This window comes from Hyalangium versicolor, from assembly GCF_020103695.1.
In the GTDB taxonomy this organism is placed as follows: Bacteria; Myxococcota; Myxococcia; order Myxococcales; family Myxococcaceae; genus Hyalangium; species Hyalangium versicolor.
The window spans coordinates 133728-150657 of the sequence record NZ_JAHXBF010000001.1 but is presented as its reverse complement, the minus strand read 5'-3'; the positions used below and the strand labels follow the sequence as shown (position 1 = coordinate 150657).

Genomic DNA, 16930 nt, shown 5'->3' with positions numbered 1-16930 from the left:
GCCGATTTTTCGGCCTCGGCAAAGACCCCCTTTACAGGGCGATCTTGGTTCCCAAAATGTCGGCCGCGTCAGAACGGACGCGCCCGCCATGAGTGGCGGTGTGCTCGCGAATGGATGGAGACAGGGTCTTGGGTGCGGAGGTCGCACGGGGTTTGAGAGTCGAAGTCGAGGTGTCGGCGGCGGCGACGGCGGCGCGGAGCGAGGGAGAGCCTGGACGGCCTCTCACGCCCTTTCATGAGCGGCTGCTCTCGGAGGAACTCACCCTCCGCAGCGCGGACTCGCACCAGCGCATGGCCAACGCGTTGTCCGAGGCCAAGGTCGACCTCAACCCGCATCAGGTGGAGGCCGCGGCGTTCGCGCTCGACTCGCTGTCGCGCGGTGGCTGCATGCTCGCGGACGAGGTGGGCCTCGGGAAGACGATCGAGGCGGGCCTCACCATCGGCCAGCTCATGGCCGAGGGAAAGACGCGCATCCTCATCCTCGCCCCGGCCACGCTCCGGGCACAGTGGAACAGCGAGCTGAAGGAGAAGTTCGATCTCGAGTCCGTCCTCGTGGATGGCCGCACGGTGCGCGCCACCGGCAACTGCTTCGATCAGCCCTTCCCCGTCATCTGCTCGCACCCGTTCGCGGCCAACAAGGCGGCGCTCGTGGCGGAGATCCCCTGGGACGTGGTGGTCATCGACGAGGCGCACCGCCTGCGCAACGTCCACAAGCAGGGCCACAAGACGGGCCAGGCGCTCCGAGCCGCGCTCCAGGGCCGCCCCAAGCTGCTGCTCACCGCCACGCCCCTGCAGAACGACTTGATGGAGCTGTTCGGGCTGATGTCGCTGCTGGACGAGCAGATCCTCGGCCCCGAGCACGCCTTCCGCACCCGCTACCAGGTGGACCCGGAGTGCGGCGGCTTGAAGGAGGACGCCGTCGCCGAGCTCAAGGAGCGGCTGTCCCCCGTAGTCCAGCGCACGCTGCGCCGCCAGGTGCGCGAGTACGTGCGCTACACCAACCGCCGCAGCATCGTGGAGGACTTCGCCCCCTCACCCGAGGAGCAGGATCTCTACGAGAAGGTCAGCGAATACCTCCGGCGCTCGGAGGCGGCGGCGATCGAGCCGGGCAAGAAGACGCTCCTCACGCTCTGCTACCGCAAGCTGCTCGCCTCCTCCACCTACGCCATCGCCCCCACCCTGCGGCGGCTCTCCGACAACCTGGAGAAGCGCCTCGAGGCGGCCAAGCTCGGCGCCCAGGCCCTGGCCCTCTTCGAGCCCGAGGAGGCCAAGCAGTACGCCGAGGAGGGCGAGGAGTGGTCGGATGATCCCGCCAAGCCCACCAATGTCCGCCTGCTCCAGAACGAGGTGTGGGAGCTGAAGCAGTACGCGGATCTGGCCGACTCCATCAAGGTGAACGCCAAGGGAGAGGCGCTCAAGCGCGCCCTGGATCGCACCTTCACGGTCATGAAGGCGCACCAGTGGCCGGAGAAGGCGCTCATCTTCACCGAGTCCAAACGCACGCAGCAGTACCTCTTCAACCTCCTCTCGGACCACGGCTACCGGGGGAAGATCTCCCTGCTGTCCGGGGACGTAGCGGCCACTCCCGAGGAGCGGCGCGCGCTGGTGGACGACTTCCGCAACCGCTCGCAGATCCTCATCTGCACCGAGGCTGGCGCCGAGGGCCTCAACCTCCAGTTCTGCAACCTGGTGGTGAACTACGATCTGCCGTGGAATCCCCAGCGCGTGGAGCAGCGCATCGGCCGGTGCCACCGCTACGGCCAGCAGCGCGACGTGCTGGTCATCAACTTCCTCAACCGGCAGAACGCCGCGGATGCCCGCCTCTTCGAGCTGCTCGAGAAGAAGCTCAACCTCTTCGATGGCGTGTTCGGCGCCTCGGACGAGATCCTCGGCGCCCTGGAGAGCGGCGTGGACTTCGAGCGGCGCGTGCTCGACATCTACCAGTCCTGCCGCCGCCCGGAAGAGATCAACGCGGCGTTCGACAAGCTGCGCTCGGACATGGAGCAGCGCATCAGCACGCGCATGACCGAGATGCGCTCCGTGGTGCTGGAGCGCTTCGATGGAGACGTGCGCCGCCGGCTGAAGCTCGCCAGCGAGCAGACCAAGGAAGTGCTCGCGCGGCGGCAGCAGGAGGCTCGCGCTCTCACGGGCTCCGTGCTGGGCAAGGGCGCCTCGGGCCGGCTCCAGGTGGCCAAGGCCGCCTACGCCGTGCGCGACAGGACGCACGATGCCATCAACTACCTGCAGCTCGATGCGGCGGGCCTGCCCTCCCGGTTGGCGCGGCTGGCCGGCAGCGAGGGCTGGTGGTTCGTCTACAAGTTCGAGCTATCGGGCATCAAGCCGGAGGAGAAGCTCGTCCACCTGGTGCTCGTGCGCGAGAAGGATGGTGGCTTCCGAGCCCTGCCGGTGCCCGACGGCGCGCACTTCGTGAAGCTCTCGGCCAAGGTGGAGAAGCGCCGGCAGCCCGAAGGCGTCTCCGTCTCCCTCATGCAGGAGCAGGCCCTGCTCTCGGCCAAGGACGAGCTGATCCGCGCCGCCGAGCGCCGCAATGCCTGGGAACTCGACCGGGCCCGCGAGCGCGCGGATCGCTTCGCGGAGGACTGTCTGCTCGAGTCCCGCGAGGCGGTGGAGAAGGCTCGCGAGCAGTGGGTCGAGGCTCGCAAGGCGGTGATGGCCGCCGAAGAGGCCGCGGACCGCATCAAGGCCCGAGCCCACTCGGATCGCCTGGAGCGCGAGTACCGCAAGAAGCTGGCCTCGCTCCGCAATGAAGAGGAGAAGCGTTACGCCGCCAAGGACCGGCAGATCGCCGACCTGATGCAGAAGGCGAAGGTGACCGAGAAGCGCTCGCTCATCGCCTCCGCCTACTTCTGGCTGAGCTGATTCCTCTTCCACCGCTGAATTCCAGCAGGCTCGAACACCCTGCCTGTCTGGACATACATTTCCTTCCTTCCCCTCTTGATGTAGCAACCTGAAATACATTAGAGGTTCCTGTGCGCGGTGGTGCTCTACGCCTCAGGAGGAACGGTCATGGCCAGCAAGCAGCGGGATCCGGGTGCCCAGGCGTTCAGCGCACGGAAGACGGGCACCCGCTTCGCGATGAGTCCGAACCGGGAGCTCCCCTGGGACGCGGAGGAGGACGCCCATCAACTGCTGTCCGAGCTCCCTCTCCTCTCGCGAGCAGTCTCCAGCGCGGAGCTCAGGCAGCGCCGCCACACGCCGCTGCCGCCTCCAGTGCCCGACTTTGACGACGAGCCCAGCGTGACGCCCTCGCTGCGCGCGCCGAAGGATCGGCCGATGCCCGTGGCGGCGCCGAAGAAGCTGGCCGCGAAGCAGAGCTCGAGCATCACGGACTTCCTTCGCTCGGCCTTCACGCAGCGCCTGTATGGCTCCAGCCGCTACCAGTTGCGCATCGGCACGCTGACCTCATCCAAGGCCGGCGGCAAGCGAAAGCAGCGAGAGCCCCTCCTGCTCGCCCCGAGCCAGGAGACGCAGCCCGCGATCCTGTGCGGCTGGCTGGACGCCTCGCGCAAGCAGGCCCAGGTCCGCAGCTACGGCGTGATGGCGCTGATGCACGAGAACCGTTACGGCGACGAGCCCGACATCTCCGAAGAGGAGTATGAGCGCTTCCTCAACAAGCTGATGGATACGCTGTTCGACGGCGGCATCCGGCTGGTGCTCCTCGCCCCCGACACCGGCGACTTCGAGACGACCCAGTTCAACCCCGTGCCGCAGCCGCAGGTTCGCCAGCCCGCCGCTGTCGTGTCCCTGCCGCCACGGCGCTCCCCCCGCGCCAGGCTCACGGTGGCGCTCCTCGCGGCAGCGGCCTTCGCGCTGGGAATGGGCGCGGAGCACCTGTTCTCCAAGACGGTGCACGCGCCCTCATGGCTCCAGCATGTGGGGCTCGTCCGCCGCTGAGTAAGAGCCCCACCGTACACCGGTCCTGCGCTCTACTGCCCCGGTTGCTGCGTCCCCGTGCCCCCCACCTGCGGCTGGAGGACGCTGGTGCTGCCCGTTGAGGGCTGCAGCAAGGGAGAGCTCTCCAACGGCGGAGGCTGGTAGCCGTAGCTGGTCGCGGTCGGCTGCTGCAGCACGTAGTTGCTCATCGGCTGCTGGAAGCCCGTGCTGAGCGACGAGTCCAGGCCCGTGCTCCCGGTCAGGCTGCTGCCCGTCAACAGGCTGCTGCTCCCGATCATCGTGCTGCTGTCCGTCGACAAGCTGCTGGTGCCCGTGAGCGGTTGCTGGAGCTGATAGCTCCCCGTCAGGGGTTGCTGGAGCTGGTAGGTCCCCGTCAGGGGCTGTTGAACCTGATAACTCCCCGTGAGCGGCTGCTGAAGCTGATAGCTGCCCGGCGCCTGCTGCTGGGTACTGTCCGTCGTCTGAGCGCTCGCTGTGCTGGCCACTCCCCAGGCCACCAGAGCGGCAGTCGCTGCCAGAATTGTCTTTCGCATGGTCGTCTCGCCCGTTGTCCAAGCCCAAACATGGGCGTGCGAGCTCGCGCGAGCCAAGGGACCTGCGAGCCCTCGGCCCGTCGCCCGCGATCCGAGCTACCTGGAGCGCTTGAGGATGTAGTCCAACCCGCCCACGCGGTACCACCGGTAGCCGTAGCCCTCGAGCTCCACGCGGTGCTGCCCGCGCCCATCCGCTTGCGAGTGGTCTCCCGAGAGCAGGTTCGCCAGCATCCCTCCATTCGCGCTCCCGGCCCCGAATGTGACGCTCCGGCCCTTCGCGTCGAAGTTGTGGAGGAACACCACCCCGTTGTTCCGCCAGTCGTACCGCAGCGCCAGCACATGCGGAGAGCTCGTCTTCAGCACGCGCCACTCGCCCCAGCCGATCTCCGGACACTCCTTGCGCGCGCGGATGATGCGCTCGGTCCAGTTCAGCAGCGAGTTCGGATCCCTTCGCTGCTCCGCCACGTTCACCTTCGAGTAGCCGAACGGGCCTTCCTTGATCACCGGAAGGATCGTCTTCTTCGCCGCGGAGAAACCGGCGTTCGGCTCGGTGGACCACTGCATGGGCGTGCGGACCGAGGCCCGCTCCTTGAGCGATAGATCCTCCCCCATGCCGATCTCATCCCCGTAGCGCAGCACCGGCGTCCCCGGCAGCGTGAAGATCAGGCTGTAGGCCAGCTCCAGCCGCCGCCGATCTCCCTCGAACATCGGCGCCAGCCGGCGTCGCAACCCTCGATCGTAGATCTGCATCCGCGGCTCGGGGCCGAACTCCTCGAACACCCGCTGGCGCTGCTCCTCCGAGAGCCGCCCCAGATCCAGCTCATCGTTGTTGCGCAGGAAGTGAGCCCACTGCGAGGTCTCCTCCGTCACCCGCGTGCGATCGAGCGCCCGAGCCAGCCCGCGCACCTCCCCGGTGGCCAGCGCGCCGAACACGTGCTGGTTGACCAGGAAGTTGAACATCATGTGCATCCGGTCGCCTTCGTCCCCGAAGTACTCGACGTCCTTGTCCGGAAGCACGTTGGCCTCCGCGAGCAGGATGGCGTCCCCAGCCCGCCACTGCAGGAACGTCCGCATGTTCCGCAGCATCTCGTACTGCTCGGTGTGCCGCCCGTGAGCGCCCTCGCGCTGGATGACGAAGGGCACCGCGTCCATCCGGAACCCGGACACCCCCAATTCCAGCCAGAAGCCCATGATGCGCTGGAGCTCGGTCCGCACCTCCGGGTTGGACATGTTGAGATCCGGCTGGAAGTTGTAGAAGCGGTGGAAGTAGTACTCCTTCGCCTTCGGGTGATAGCTCCACGTGGTCTTCTGCACGCCCGGGAAGACCATGCCCTGGTCCGCTCCTTGAGGCTTCTGCTTCGACCAGATGTACCAGTCCCGGTACTTCGAGCGCGGATCCCTCACCGCCGCCTTGAACCACGGGTGCTGATCCGAGGTGTGGTTCACCACCAGATCCATCAGGATCCGGATGCCGTGCTTCTTCGCCTCGTGGGTGAAGTCGACGAAATCCCCCAGCGAGCCCATTCTCGGATCGACACCATAGTAGTCGGTGATGTCGTAGCCATTGTCCCGCATGGGCGAGGGATTGAAGGGCAGCAACCACACCGCGTTGACGCCCATACCCGCCAAGTAGCCCAACCGACGCGCGAGTCCCTCGAAGTCGCCCACGCCATCGCCGTTGGAGTCCATGAACGTCTTCACGTCCAGGCAGTAGACGATGGCGTTCTTGTACCAGAGATCGTCAATCATCCCCGGGCTTCCCCTGCACGGGGGAGGCCAGAGGTTTCAGCCGGACCCAGGTGGCGCCCCACCCTCCATCGGCCTCGCTGGCGGACTGAAAAGATTCCACTTCGGGGAGCTTCGGGAGCAGGCCGTGGACGGTGCGGCGCAGCGCGCCCGTGCCCTTCCCGTGGATGATGCGAACGTCGAGCAGGCCCTTCTGACGACAAGCCCACAAGTACTCGGTGACGAGATCCTTCACGTCCCGAGGCTGAAAAAGATGCAGGTCGAGGTTCCCATCGACGGGAAGTTCGACCACCTCATCTTCAGAGGGAGCTTCCTCCTCCGGGAGGAGCGGCGGGGACGGCGGCTCGCTGGTTCTGCGGGACATAAGCGCCGTCAGCTTCCTGCTTCCTCCGCTCGGCTTCGAGCCGGGCCTTCTCCCGAGCCTCGCGGAATTGCTGGGACAGAGAGGTGACTTCGGTCCTCAGGGCGGTGAAGTGTTTTCCCACGTCCTTCATGGTGGAGCCGGACCCCTGCTCGCGCGTCTGCCCACTGCCCGCGCCTCCCGCGGAAGTGAGCTGCACCACGATTGCCGCCATCATGAGTGGCTTCATGGATCCCTCTTCTAGCAAGAGGTGTGCACGACCTTCCAGGTCAACTAGGTGTAAAATTCCTTACGCACCCCCCTGTGACGCATCCCGGCGTTCACTAAGTACCTGATCCAGGCTGGATGCGAGCTTGAGAGCAGACAGGGGAGCACTGCCTTCGGCCTTGTTGTTGATGATGACAAAGGCTGGCCGCCCCTTGTGCAGGGCAGCGGCGCAGATACCGGCCAGGGCCTCGCGGGTCACGGAATCCTCGTCCACGAGGCGGTCAAAGGGGGCGAAACGGGCGTAGGCCTCCTCGTAACCGAGGTGCGGAGGCAGCATCCACCGGGCCACCAATGCGCGGGACTCGAGCGCCCGCGTGCGAACGGCCTGGTGAACCACAGGAGGCATGTGCCTCCAGGCCGAGAGCACCGGAGACACGCCCAGCTCCGCGAGCACCTGGGCGAAACCCTCTGTGAGGAGCTCGTCGTTGCGGACCTCGACTGCATAGAGAGGTCCGCGAGGCAGCGCGGCGAAGAAGGCGTGGAGCCGCTCGATGAAGCGCCCCGGGCCTCCGAAGCCTCGTGTGTCCTGGGGCGGGAACTGGAAGACGAGAGGACCGGCCTTCTCGCCGAGTCCTTCCACGAAGGGGGCCACCACCATGTCCGCGGCGTAGCTGGCCTGGAGGAACCGGTCGTTGGGCTGTCCCCGGTGGACGCCATAGCGCTCGTGCTGGGGGTAGCGCGCCAGGGTGCAGACCTCGTGGGCCTTCACGAGGAAGCGAAAGCCGGGGGGCACCTGGGCGGCGTACTCGGAGAAGGTGACGGCGGAGATGGGGCTGTAGAAGGTGCGGTCGATGCCCACCGTGCGCAGCACCGGATGCTGTGAGTAGGCCGCGAGTCCGTCCCGGGCGAGCATCGACTGAGCGGCCTCCCGGTCGTAGACGATGCCTGCCCAGCCCGGGAAGGCCCAGGACGAGGTGCCCAGGAAGATGCCTGGGGGCAGGCGCTCGCCGAGAGTGCGCACTTCCTCTGAGACGGGAGCCGGCCCCACAGGCTCCGCCTTCCGGGAGCGACGGGCCTGCGTCGGGGAGACGCCACCGGTGAAGAGATCGAGTTGAGAGGGATCTCGCTGAGACATGAGCACTCCGGGGTCCTGAGCATTCGGCCACCGGAGACACGTCCGGCAGCCCGTGGAAGCGGGGATAACGCTACCAGGGATAGAATGCATCAGGTCGGGTCAGAAGTGCCCAACTCTCTACGTTGTCTGCCGGGGCCCCAGGCAACCGAGCACACACACGTGCTCCCCACGGGAGCCACTGCGGGCGCCTACACCTTGAGGCGGATCGCGCCGGGCAGCATCGTCATCTTCGCCGGCAGCCGCCCCGGCACCTCGCCGTCGATCTCGATGAGCACCTTCTGGCCCTCGATGCTGTCGGCCTCGAAGGTCCGGCACTGCAGGCGCGTCGTCCCCTTCCACGTCACGTGCTCGCCGCTGTAGATGCCTCGCGACTTGAAGAGGAAGTCCTTCAGCGTGTAGCCGGACCAGATGGTGACGTCGAACACCCCATCGTGCGTCAGCGAATCCGGCGCCACGCACATGCCGCTGCCGAAGTAGCGCCCGTTGGCCACCGCCACCACGTTGATGGGCAGCACCTGCTCGGCCCCACCGTCCGCGCGCAGCTTCACCGTGGGCGGCTCGAACCCGAACATCCCCTTCACCGTCCCCCACACGAAGGCCATGTTCCCGCCCAACGACTTGTTGCTCAGATTCACCTCGTTCGCCACGAACGCACTCACCCCCAACGAGGTGATGTTCGCGAAGTAGCGCTGCTCCGGCTTCCCCTCGTGGTTGATGTACTCCACCAGCCCCACGTCGAAGGGCTCCGTCTTCTCCGTGCGCAACCGCGCCAGCGCCGACTCCAGCTCCAGATCCCACCCGAACGCCCGCCGGAAGTCTCCGCCCGTTCCGCGAGGAATGACGCCCAGCGCCGCGTTCGGGTTGATGGCCTTGCCGTCCTGGAAGAAGCCGTTGACCACCTCGTTGATGGTCCCGTCCCCGCCCACCGCGACGATGCACTCGTAGCCGTCCTGGAGGGCCTTGCGCGCAATGCGCGCCGCATCCATGGCCCCTGCCGTGAACTCCTGCCCGAACTCACCGATGGCCCGACTCACCTGGGCGGACAACTCCGCCCAGCGCTTACCCGTCTGACCACCGGCGCTGCGCGGGTTGACCACGAGGAACGTCTTCATTCAGCCCCTTCCCTCCTGCCTGGAGACGCCTGTTTACGTGCTGGCGGGGCTTCGCACCACTCCGCGACGCGAGCCGGTAGTCCAGGCCCCTCACCCCGGGGCGTCACCATACCTTGTTCGCATCTGCCTGGGCGGACGCACCCGCGAGGACACGCCGAGAGCCAGAACCCTCACCCAGCGTAAGCGCCAGCAAGACACAGAACAGGCAGAGCTCAGCAGGACGGGCCAGCGGAAAGTCCACGAGCGCTCGGACCGCCAGCGCCACCAGGGCGGCGACCGCGGCCCGGCCGCGTGTCTCCTGCCATTGACGCCCTGCGCGAAGGGCCAGCAGCACCAGGAGCATCCGGGGCACGACGCCCACGAGCCCGAGTTCCAGGAGCCACTCCAGGTAGTCGAAATGGGCGTGATCCTGCAGCGCGACAAAGCCCTCCTGCGCGGCAGAGCCCCCGTGCGCCCAGTACTCCGCCTCCCACGAAGGCCAGAGGACGCGGAAGCTCCCCGGCCCGTGCCCGAACATCGGAGCCTCCAGCACTCGTGGAGCGGCGACACGCCAGAGATAGAGCCGGCCTTCCACCACCGCGCCGAGGGATCGCCCCCACACAGCGCCCAGCAGCAGCACCACGCCCAGGATCGCAAAAACCACGGCCCTCCATCCGAGACGCCGCGAGCCCTCCAACCTCCCAGTCGGCTCCGAGCCACGCGTCCACACGAGGCTCAACGCTGCGGCGCCGAGAGCAGGCAGCGTGCCCCAGGACCGCGTCGCGGCCAGCGCGCAGAGTTGGAGGACAGCCGCAGCGAGCCAGAGCCGACGCCAACGGACCTCGTTGGCGGAGAAGAATTCCCCCACGACGAGGCACAGGCTGACTCCCAGGTAAGCGGCGACGAAGTCCGGGTTCCCCAGCGTCCCGTAGATGCGCATCCGCTCACCAGGATGGGAAGAACTCCAACCCATCCAGCGAAAGGGATCCCACCCGAGAAACTGGAGCACGGCGACCAGCGCCAGCGCGGTACCGGCGCCAGCCACGGCGCGCATGGGAGCTCGCGGTTCGAACGGAGCCTGCAGGAGCGCGAGCAGCACGCACCCCGCCGCGGCATCCAGCCACATCCCTCCCGGGCGTGCAGCGGGCCCGATCAAGGAGGAGAACGCCAGCGATGCGATCCACAGCCCGGCCAGGACTCGAGGGGCCAGGGGCGCGGGCCGCGAGGCCCCCACGAACGCGCGCAAGAGCAGCGCAGCGGAACCAGCGGCCACCAATCCGGTCTTCACGCCCGAGAAGGGAGTCTCTCCCCCGGGCACCACGGCGAGCGTCACCGCCGCAATCCAAGTGCACACCAGCCACCGGGAGAGCCTGTCCCCGCTCACTCCCGGCAAGCCGTGCTGCTCTCCCAGCCCCACCCTCCGAGCCAGGAGTTGCTACTTCGCGACGGAGACGGAGCCCGTCACCGCCACATCTCCCGGCGCACCACAGGAGTTGCCCTGACCCGTCACCTTGCCCTGGTTCACCTGGAGGTGCAGGGACTGGCAGCCCACGGTCCCGGCCGCCGCCTTCTCCTGCGCCGCCTGCCCCTTCGCCATCGCCTTGTCCGAGATGGTCTTCATCTGCTCCGTGTACTTCTGGATACAGGTGCCCATCTGGGCCGGAGGCAACTTCATGCAATCCTGCTGCATCTTCTGCTGGATCTCGGCCATCTTCTTCTGGTTGTCGGCACTGGAGTAATCCGCGCGAGCCTCCTCCATCGCCTGATCGGACGCGGCTGTCTCCTCGGCCGAGCGCTGCACCGTCACCCGGTAACCATCGGGCTCGCGCGTGACGCTCACGGGGCGGGTGCCCAGGGACTTGCCGTCCTTGCCGAACCACTCGGAGGTGCCGCTGACGAGCACCGTGCCCGGCTGGGACGTGGTGCGCAGGCGCGCCTTCATCCCGTTGGCCAGCGCCAACTGCCAGGTGTAATCGCCCACCACCTGGAAGGCCTGCTTGGTGGCCGACGCCAGGCTCACCGGAGAGATGATCTCCACATTGCACGAGCCCGGCAACGCCAGGGTCGTCACCCGCAGACGCACCTCCACGCGGGTCTCCGTCACCTTCTCCGAGAGGATCTCCGTGCCCGCGCACTCGGTGTTCGCCATGGAGCCCGGCAGGAAGCGCCCGTTCACCGTCAGGGTCGTCTCCGAGCCCACCGACACCGTGGGCACCTGGCCGCTCTCCAGCTTGATCTCCGGCGAGGGATACTTCGCGAAGAGGGCCGAGCGGTTCTTGTCCAGCCCCTGCGCGCGGCGATCCTTCAGGGCCTTCTTCTCGAACTCATCCAGGCGGTTCTGGTTGGCGGCGGACCGAACCTCGGCCGCCCCGAGCAACCCTCCCAGGGCCAGCACGGCCGCCAGGAAACGCGAGCGTTTCATGAAAGATGGACTCCTCGACGAGACTGGCTCACGGAATGGCCAGGTTGAGCATGAAGTAGATCCCCTGGAGGTAACGGTCCAGGGCATTCATCAACATGGGCAGCACCGTGATGATGGCCACGCCTCCGGCCACCGCCAGGAAGTAGAGCACCACCGAGTACTCCACCATGGCCTGGCCGCGCGCGCGCCGCAGCCACCCTGCCCGCCGGGCCACGGCTCGAGACTCAGTGCGCATCATCCCCTCCCGAGCCCCCGCTCTCGGGCTTGTAGCCCGCGGGCATCTTGATGCGCTCCATGATGTACTGCTTGTCGACCTGGCCCTTGTCCTTGCAGCTGCCGTAGCATGCATCGACGACCTGCTTGGCCTGGTCGGAGCACATCTGCCGGGCCTGCTTGTTGGCGGAGTTCGCCCCCTTCTTGCAGGGCTCCACCATCAACTTCTCCATCATCTCGCACTGATCGGTGCAGGTCTTCGGCTTGTCTGCCTCGGTGAGGACCGGCTCGGGAGTCTTCGGCTGCTCCGCCGTCTTCTTCTTTCCCTCGGCCAGCGAGCCCCCGGCAGCCAACAACACGCTCAGGGCCACGATGCGAATGGCGTTCACGCGGATGTCTCCTCTACTCGAGCCAGACGAGGCTCACGGCAACGGTGTTGGGATCGGTATGTGGACGGGCCGAGATGGTCAGCAGCACGCCTTCCTTCTCGAAGCTCTCGGAGTCCTGCTGAGCGCTCTGCCCGATAGGCGAGAAGCCCAGGCGAGGCAATTCGCTGCGGTAGAACGCACGCACGTTCTCCGGCGTGGAGCCATTGACCACGAAGAAGGCACTGCGCGAGGAGCTCCCCGGCTCCATCTGCTGGATGGCCGAGGCCGCCTCGGAGTTGGGAGGCACGGGCAACCCGCCGGGCAGCGCCGGCTTCTGCACCAGCATCTCCTCCGGATTGCCGACGGAGGCCAGGATGACGGTGCCCGAGCCGTTGGGCACCAGCGTCACCGTCTTGAGGTTCTTGCTGCTCACGGGCCGGAAGCTCAGGTAGCGCACCCCGGGCGCCTCGGGCACATCCCCCAACAGGGGCCGGAACCCCATGTGGACGAACGTCTCGTAGTACGCCTGGGCCACGTCCTGCGGCGAATCCTCCACGATGAGCGTGGCGATCTGCATCTTCGCGCCGTTGATCAGCGTCTGCTCGCCCATGGGCTCCGGGCGCCGGCCCTTGAAGACGCTGAACGAGAACGGATCCGGATCCACCGGCTCTGGCGCTTCCTGCTCGCTCTCGAGGAGCTTCTTGCGGACGTACTCCTTCCACTCCTCATTCGAGAGTTGCGGGGCCTGGCCCGGCTGGGGAGCAGCGCAGGTGCCGCCGCCTCCTGGTGCGCCACAAGCCGAGCAGGTGCCTCCCTGCCCCCCCGCGGGCTGAGCCGAGGCAGGAGCCGCCTTGGAGCTGGAGGCCCCGCTCGCCGCCTTGGCGCTGGGGCTCGCCGTGCCCGCGGCGAACGCGGGAACCGCTGCCCACAGGCACACCGCGACGCTGAAGGGCTTCAGAAGCAATTGGCGTTCTCCGCGTTCCTGCAACCCATGTAGAAGGGCCCGCGGGCGTTGGCCGCGGTGCGGTAGTTGTTGTTCGGACCCGAGTACGGCGTGGACAGGAAGTCGCCACTGCCCAGGCCGGCGCCCTGCTTCTGGCCGGGAGAGCGCGGCTTGTAGCGCGCCGTCAGGTGCACCCCGATGATGTTGGGCAGGACGTTGTTGGAAGAGGTTCCCGGCGGGACGCTCAGCACCAACATCAGCTTCTCGCTCGTCCCCTTGCTCGTGAGCTGTGCCGTGGCGCCCACCGCCGCGGTGTAGGTCGCCGCGTTGGTCCCGTTGCTCGTGTACAGGTACTGCACGCGCCGGAAGAACGGGTTGGCCTCGGGGCTGCTCGCGCTCTGGCCGATGGTGGGCATCGCGCTCTTGGGCACGCGGAGGTCCGCGCTCGCCAGCGCGCCGTTGTACCGGCCCAGTGCCTTCACATCGTCGCCGTTCTTGGCGCCGTTGCGCAGCGCCCACGTGTTGAAGCTCACGGACGCCGTCTCATAGGCCACGATGTTTTCCAGGTCTCCACCGTCTCCCTGCCACTCGTGCACGCCCTTGCCCGTGGTGTCCTTGCGCAGCTTCATCTTGGACATCTCCACCTGGGAGAACTCCTGCATGAAGTCCGAGGGGATGATGTAGTTGTAGATGTAGCCCTTGGCCCAGCACCGCACCTCACCGCCCGTGTTGTAGCCCGTGGAGGCGAACTCCTTCATGTTGAAGTCCACGGTCCAGTTCAGGTCCTCGGAAAGGCCACACTGGAACTGGGTGTCCGTCGGCTCATCCTCCTCTTCGTCCACGTCGTCCTTCTTCACGAAGCGGAACGAGTACTGGGCGCCAAAGCCCGTGTGGTGCTTCTTGTGGCCCGACTGTGAAGGGTACTGAGAGCCGTCTCCGTTGCCCCGGAGGTAGGTCTCCTTGCTGTAGGTGGTGCCATCGAAGGGGTCCGCCCCATCGTCCACCGCGGAGGTGTGATCGGCGTAGACGATGCGCACCGCCTTCGCGACGGTGGCCAGCTCATTCTTGTCGTTGTCCGACTTCGAGGAGGGAGCGCCGAGGCCTCCATCCTTGAACGCGCCGGGTTCGGTGTTGCGCGTGGTGAAGTCCCACACGCCGGAGATGACCGTCTCCTGGAGATCCAGCTTCAGGTAGGCCGCGTCCATCAGGAAGATGGCGTAGAGGAACAGCGGCACCAGGATGATGTTGAGGATGACGAACTCCACCATGGCGGAGCCGCGAGCGCGCCGGCCCTGGGTGGAACGAAGAGCCTTCTGACGAAGGGAGTGCATCCTTCACCTCACTTGACGTTGACGGCGCTGCCGTTGATGGCCTTGACGCCCATGACGAGCGCGGCGGCATTGCTATCCACCGAGCCCAGCACCAGCGCCTCCGCATCGGTGAGCGGTGCGAGCTTGGCGCGCCAGAAGGGGTTGAACATGTTGGGGTAGTCAGACCAGTCGCCGATCCGGTGGTAGTACACCATGGCCTTGGAGAAGGCCTTGGACCGGGTGTTGTTGCTCAGCGTCAGCTTGGCGTCCTCGGGCCCCACCTTCTTCATGGTGACGGTGCCCGAGCCATCCTTGGCCACTTCCCACGGACCGCGCTGGCCATACTCGTTGACCCGCGTGTCCGTGCTCACCGCCGCGAACACGGAGGGCTGGTTGAACGGGTAGCTGGTGCCGATGTTGAACTCCTCGAAGCGAGACATGTCCAGATCCACGTTGTGGTTGGAGCCGCTGTGAGGGTTGTTGAAGAAGCCCAGGAGGCCACCGCTGTGGCCGTTGCTGTTACCCGAGGAGAGGTTGCCGGGGGAGAGGGGGCCCGCGGCCGGCAGCGGCAGCGACATGGCGCCGTGCCTCCAGGTACCTCCCAGCATGGCCGAGTCGACCGACGTCAACACCGAGCCCCGGACGTTGTTGCCCGCATCTCCCTGGAGCGTGGTGGAGTACTTGCCATCCCGGAAGGCGGTGTGGCCTCCGACGGCGGGCAACTGCGCCACCGTCCAGGTACCCGTGGGCCCCATCCACATGCTGGCCTTCACCTTCTGGCTGATGTTCGGGAAGAGCATGGGGGTGGGCGGCACCGGTCCCAGAGGGCCCGAGCGGTTCCACGCGAACTCCTGGCGCGAGGCGTTCACCGTCTCGGCCATGATCTGCTTCTTCACGTTGCTGTTGCTGCTGAAGAGCCGCAGCCACTGCTGCTCGTTGGCGGCGGTCATCGCGCCCTCGTCCGAGGTGACGGACGCGGCCTGCTGCATGTTGTTGGTCTTCAGCGAGCCGAAGTTGCCACCCGTCAGCATGCTGATCACGGACCCCTTGGACGCCATCTGCGAGGCGCGAAGCATCTGGATGTGGTTGTTGAGCGACGACACCGCCTGCGTCGCGGGCGCATCCAGCTTCTTCAGGCTGCTGCCCATCTTCCCGGAGATGTAGTCGAGCGTCAGCCCCGCGGCGTTCACCGTCGCCTCGGCCCCATCGATGCAGTGCTGGAAGCAGCACGGCGCGCAGCCGAACGGCGTGCAGCAGCAGAAGCACATGTCGTACTCCTCCGCGGCGATGGCGCTCATGATGCCCGCGGCGCTCACCTTCAGGTCGGCAAGCATCGCCGCCTCGGACATGTACGCGTGCACGTTGGCCATGCCCACGTAGGACGAGGCGATGGCGCGGTTGGTGTACGCCAGGTAGTTGAGCGTGCGCGCCTCGGCGACCGCCATGGAGAACGCCTTGGCGTCCGCGTAGTTCTGCAGCTTGATGCGCTGCTGCACCGCCACCGTCACGTTGAAGGTGATGAAGGTGATGAGCGCCAGGACGAGCAGCGCCACGGCCGCCAGGATGATCATCTGCCCACGCGAGCGTCGGGCGCTGCGGGCGCGGGGATGGGCCAGAAGGGGTCTCAGGATGCGTCTCATGAATCAAACCTCACTCACGACATCATCTCGAAGCGACTCTCGAGAACGGGACTAGCCCGGATGGGCGTAGGTGATGCACTCGTTCTTCTCGGGCAGCGCGAAGCGGCCGAGGTAGAAATTGCTCTGCATGCGCATAGCGTAGCTGACGTTGATGGGCACCACGAAGACTCCCATCTGCGAGGCCCTGGCCACCTGGCCCACCTGGGTCATGCCCACGTCCCGCGGCACGCCGTTCTTGTTGGGCATCATCAGCACCGAGGGAAGGCTGGTGCCCAGGTACGCCTTGGTGATCACCCAGTTGGCGAAGGGGATGGGCATCCGGTACAGCAACTGGATCTGCACCACCAGGCGCAGCCGGTTGAAGCGCCGCAGGGCGTTGGCGTCCCGGATGTAGGCCGCGGGGAAGGCATGCACCGCCGGGTCGTCGAAGTCGACCTCGTTGTTGGAGCCCTCGCCTCCCAGCGCCTGCTGGCCGGCCCTACCAATGGAGTTGGGACCCGAGCCATCCAGATCGCCCTTGAGCGGGCCACAGACGACCGTCTTCACCATCTTGTCGCCGCTGAGCAGCCGGTTGTCGAAGCTGACGTGCCGGGCGAACTTCGAGATCACATCGCCCGTGGAGCTGGTGGGCAGAATGGTTTCCGAGCTGCTGACCAACACCGGCAACAGGTGCAGGATGGCCGCCGCCTCGATGGCGCTCGGATCCGCGTTGTTCATGGCCCCTACGCGCGCGGCCCGGTAGGCTGCGTACTTGGCCATCACCCGCGCCTGGGCCGTCAACCCCATCTGAAGAATGCCGAGAATGAAGAAGACGAAGAGGGGCATGACCAGGGCCGCCTCGACGGCCACCTGCCCGGCTTCGTTCCTCCCTCGGCGCTGCGAAACCAGCAGCGAAAAGACACCCATACTGTAAGCATGACAGCCACAGCCAACCTGAACCATCGGTCAACTTGCCGACGCTAGCCTCCGCTGCCTTCTCTTTTTCTCAAGAAGATGGAGAGGTTGCACGATAGGCCGGTCCGGCTGGTACAAGGAAGGGGCTCCGTG

General features: G+C 66.6%; 16 protein-coding genes. 2 read left to right on the top strand and 14 right to left on the bottom strand.

All coding sequences use genetic code 11. The annotated features are described in order from the left end of the window. The first annotated feature begins 110 nt into the window (after positions 1 to 110). Together KY501_RS00550 and KY501_RS00545 are read left to right on the top strand one after the other, a co-directional pair. On the top strand, positions 111 to 2879 hold the full coding sequence (locus tag KY501_RS00550; protein ID WP_224360353.1) for an SNF2-related protein: 2769 nt from the start codon (positions 111 to 113) through the stop codon (positions 2877 to 2879). A gap of 147 nt (positions 2880 to 3026) precedes the next feature. Beyond that, complete coding sequence (locus KY501_RS00545) at positions 3027 to 3914, top strand: hypothetical protein (protein WP_224360352.1); 888 nt, start codon at positions 3027 to 3029, stop codon at positions 3912 to 3914. Positions 3915 to 3946: 32 nt separating this feature from the next. Here the strand turns inward: KY501_RS00545 and KY501_RS00540 are convergent, their stop codons facing one another. From KY501_RS00540 to KY501_RS00475, 14 genes are all read right to left on the bottom strand, one after another. Beyond that, the gene (locus tag KY501_RS00540) at positions 3947 to 4447 is read right to left on the bottom strand and encodes a hypothetical protein (RefSeq protein ID WP_224360351.1); all 501 of its coding nucleotides are present in this window, start codon (positions 4445 to 4447) and stop codon (positions 3947 to 3949) included. Between the two features lie 96 nt (positions 4448 to 4543). After that, positions 4544 to 6196 (bottom strand): alpha-amylase family protein, encoded by a 1653-nt coding sequence (locus KY501_RS00535; RefSeq protein WP_224360350.1) that lies wholly within the window; start codon positions 6194 to 6196, stop codon positions 4544 to 4546. Next, positions 6189 to 6557, bottom strand: a complete 369-nt coding sequence (locus tag KY501_RS00530; RefSeq protein ID WP_224360349.1) for a Smr/MutS family protein — start codon at positions 6555 to 6557, stop codon at positions 6189 to 6191. The genes KY501_RS00535 and KY501_RS00530 overlap by 8 nt, the downstream gene beginning before the upstream one ends. Further along, positions 6493 to 6783, bottom strand: a complete 291-nt coding sequence (locus KY501_RS00525; RefSeq protein ID WP_224360348.1) for a hypothetical protein — start codon at positions 6781 to 6783, stop codon at positions 6493 to 6495. Before KY501_RS00525 ends, KY501_RS00530 begins: the two co-directional genes overlap by 65 nt. A 60-nt stretch (positions 6784 to 6843) precedes the next feature. Then, positions 6844 to 7896 carry a DUF72 domain-containing protein gene (locus KY501_RS00520; protein WP_224360347.1) on the bottom strand — a complete coding sequence of 351 codons (1053 nt, stop codon included), beginning with the start codon at positions 7894 to 7896 and terminating at the stop codon, positions 6844 to 6846. Positions 7897 to 8084: 188 nt separating this feature from the next. After that, a complete protein-coding gene (locus KY501_RS00515; RefSeq protein WP_224360346.1) occupies positions 8085 to 9008 on the bottom strand; it encodes a diacylglycerol/lipid kinase family protein in 924 nt (307 codons plus the stop codon). Positions 9009 to 9111: 103 nt separating this feature from the next. After that, a complete protein-coding gene (locus KY501_RS00510) occupies positions 9112 to 10371 on the bottom strand; it encodes an O-antigen ligase family protein (RefSeq protein ID WP_224361050.1) in 1260 nt (419 codons plus the stop codon). Between the two features lie 51 nt (positions 10372 to 10422). Beyond that, the gene (locus KY501_RS00505; RefSeq protein WP_224360345.1) at positions 10423 to 11409 is read right to left on the bottom strand and encodes a hypothetical protein; all 987 of its coding nucleotides are present in this window, start codon (positions 11407 to 11409) and stop codon (positions 10423 to 10425) included. 28 nt (positions 11410 to 11437) lie between these two features. Next, positions 11438 to 11647: a hypothetical protein gene (locus KY501_RS00500; RefSeq protein WP_224360344.1), complete on the bottom strand. Its 210-nt coding sequence runs from the start codon at positions 11645 to 11647 to the stop codon at positions 11438 to 11440. Beyond that, positions 11634 to 12011: a hypothetical protein gene (locus tag KY501_RS00495; RefSeq protein WP_224360343.1), complete on the bottom strand. Its 378-nt coding sequence runs from the start codon at positions 12009 to 12011 to the stop codon at positions 11634 to 11636. The genes KY501_RS00500 and KY501_RS00495 overlap by 14 nt, the downstream gene beginning before the upstream one ends. A gap of 13 nt (positions 12012 to 12024) precedes the next feature. After that, a complete protein-coding gene (locus KY501_RS00490) occupies positions 12025 to 12954 on the bottom strand; it encodes a hypothetical protein (protein WP_224360342.1) in 930 nt (309 codons plus the stop codon). Then, positions 12945 to 14264 (bottom strand): TadE/TadG family type IV pilus assembly protein, encoded by a 1320-nt coding sequence (locus KY501_RS00485; RefSeq protein WP_224360341.1) that lies wholly within the window; start codon positions 14262 to 14264, stop codon positions 12945 to 12947. The genes KY501_RS00490 and KY501_RS00485 overlap by 10 nt, the downstream gene beginning before the upstream one ends. Before the next feature lie 8 nt (positions 14265 to 14272). After that, the gene (locus KY501_RS00480) at positions 14273 to 15883 is read right to left on the bottom strand and encodes a pilus assembly protein TadG-related protein (protein WP_224360340.1); all 1611 of its coding nucleotides are present in this window, start codon (positions 15881 to 15883) and stop codon (positions 14273 to 14275) included. Positions 15884 to 15934: 51 nt separating this feature from the next. Then, positions 15935 to 16789: a TadE family protein gene (locus KY501_RS00475; RefSeq protein ID WP_224360339.1), complete on the bottom strand. Its 855-nt coding sequence runs from the start codon at positions 16787 to 16789 to the stop codon at positions 15935 to 15937. Positions 16790 to 16930: the final 141 nt, after the last annotated feature.